Genomic DNA, 1602 nt, shown 5'->3' on the forward strand with positions numbered 1-1602 from the left:
CGCCAGCCACGACCAACGGCGGTTGTCCTGTTCGCTGCCGGCGCCAGTCTTGATGCCGCTGTCCTCGCTGTAGGGGTTGAACAGCCAGTAGCGGTACATGTACACGTCCTGGCCGTCGCTGGAGGTGATGTTGCTGTAGGGTGTGCGCTGGGCGCGCTTGATCAATGCATCAACCACCCTGGGGCGGCTCACGATGGCGGCGATGATGTTCCAGATGAATTTCATACGGAGTGGTGGGCGGGTTGGGTTGATGGGTCGGCGGCATGCTGGGCCTGCAGCAATTCGCCACAGAGAGTTGCCTCGGGGCGGCCATAGCGGATGTCTGCGGACCTGGCCTTGCAGTCACGCAGGAAGTCCATGACCAGCGCCTCGGCGGCGTTGAGGGGTTCGCCGACCCGTGGCGGGCCCGTGTTGGTCTCGACGGTGACGCCAGCGCCAGCGGCGTTGCAGTGGATAACGACCGTGATACTTTTCATGCGTGATGCTCCTCGGTGGTTGATGCCGATTTCTCGGCGTGCTTGACCCAACTGCGCGAAAGAGGCGCAAGGGCACAGGTCTTGATGCGGGCGCGCAACTCGCCGTTGAAGTTGCGCAGGTGGTAAAGGCGCAGGTCCAGGCAGCGGCCCGGCACCAGTTCGGCCTGGTGGGCCTCGAAAAAGGCAGTGGCTTCGTCGCCGAGCCACTGAGCCACCAGGCCGTCAGGAAAGAGTTGCCGGCACGTGCTGCCGGCGTGCACGACCATGCCGCGCGGCCCGCCTGGCTTGCTGCAGGTGCAGCACCGCATACGCAGGTAGACGCGCACGCTCAGGCATTCATCGTCGGCAGGGATGGAGACGGCGCCGAGCATGGTTACGCCTCGTTTTGGGCGCGGATGGTGCCCGCGACCTCAGGCGTCAGGCGCTCCGACTCATAGGTGGTGAGCCACAAAACGTGGAATCGGGAGCCCTTGGGCTCTGGATTGAGCGTTGTGGTGCCATTCAGGTTGTCGCGATAGGCGGCATTGTGGGCGGCGGCTATGACCCCCGCTGCGGTCTTGCCGATTTGCAGTGGCTGGCCGACTATCCAGAAACGGCGGCCTTTGTGGCGGCCCTGGAATGGATCGGCGATGCCGCTGGACCAGATGATGTTTTGCTTGCGTGGCGCATCGGGCACCTTGGCCTGCAGCGTGCGCACGTCGCTCTCAATGGTGGACAGGTCGCAGGTGCGGTATTCCAGGACATCGTCGACCTCTTGCAGCCGCTGGATGAACCAGAGGATGAACAGAACTCCGCAGATGCCCGCAGCGAACACCGCCAGCAGGAGCACGGTAGGCGTGAGCCATTCAGGGAGGTTCATAGCGCCACCTGCCTGACGCCGCGGCGCGTTGTGCAGACGAGGTGACCCTCGGGCGTCCAGCGGGCCTCGCTGTTGGGGCCACGGGCTTCATTGCAGACCTGCTGCGCGATGGCCTGGCGCTTCGCGCTGCCTTCCTCGCTGGCCTGCAGGTCCTTGAGCAGTTGCGAGTCGGCCCATTCCTGGCTGGCGTTGGGCGTGCCGCGCAGCATGTCTTCCAGTGCGGCTGGCAATACCAGCACGGCGGCTATGGCGAGCGCGCCCAGCCAG

At 64.9% G+C, this 1602-nt stretch carries 5 protein-coding genes; all 5 read right to left on the bottom strand.

All coding sequences use genetic code 11. The features are described from left to right. Window positions 1-225, bottom strand: a 225-nt coding sequence (locus tag PMI15_RS04385; protein ID WP_007864252.1) for a hypothetical protein, incomplete at its 3' end; no start/stop codon positions are given. Beyond that, entirely contained in the window at window positions 222-476 is a 255-nt protein-coding gene (locus PMI15_RS04390) for a hypothetical protein (protein WP_007864254.1), read from the bottom strand. The genes PMI15_RS04390 and PMI15_RS04385, both read right to left, overlap by 4 nt. Continuing rightward, on the bottom strand, window positions 473-847 hold the full coding sequence (locus PMI15_RS04395; protein WP_007864256.1) for a hypothetical protein: 375 nt from the start codon (window positions 845-847) through the stop codon (window positions 473-475). The genes PMI15_RS04390 and PMI15_RS04395 overlap by 4 nt, the downstream gene beginning before the upstream one ends. A 2-nt stretch (window positions 848-849) precedes the next feature. Next, the gene (locus PMI15_RS04400; protein WP_007864261.1) at window positions 850-1335 is read right to left on the bottom strand and encodes a hypothetical protein; all 486 of its coding nucleotides are present in this window, start codon (window positions 1333-1335) and stop codon (window positions 850-852) included. Then, window positions 1332-1602: hypothetical protein (locus tag PMI15_RS04405; RefSeq protein ID WP_007864263.1), on the bottom strand; the 271-nt coding region annotated here is incomplete at its 5' end. The genes PMI15_RS04400 and PMI15_RS04405, both read right to left, overlap by 4 nt.

The sequence above is a fragment of the Polaromonas sp. CF318 genome (assembly GCF_000282655.1).
In the GTDB taxonomy this organism is placed as follows: Bacteria; Pseudomonadota; Gammaproteobacteria; order Burkholderiales; family Burkholderiaceae_C; genus Polaromonas.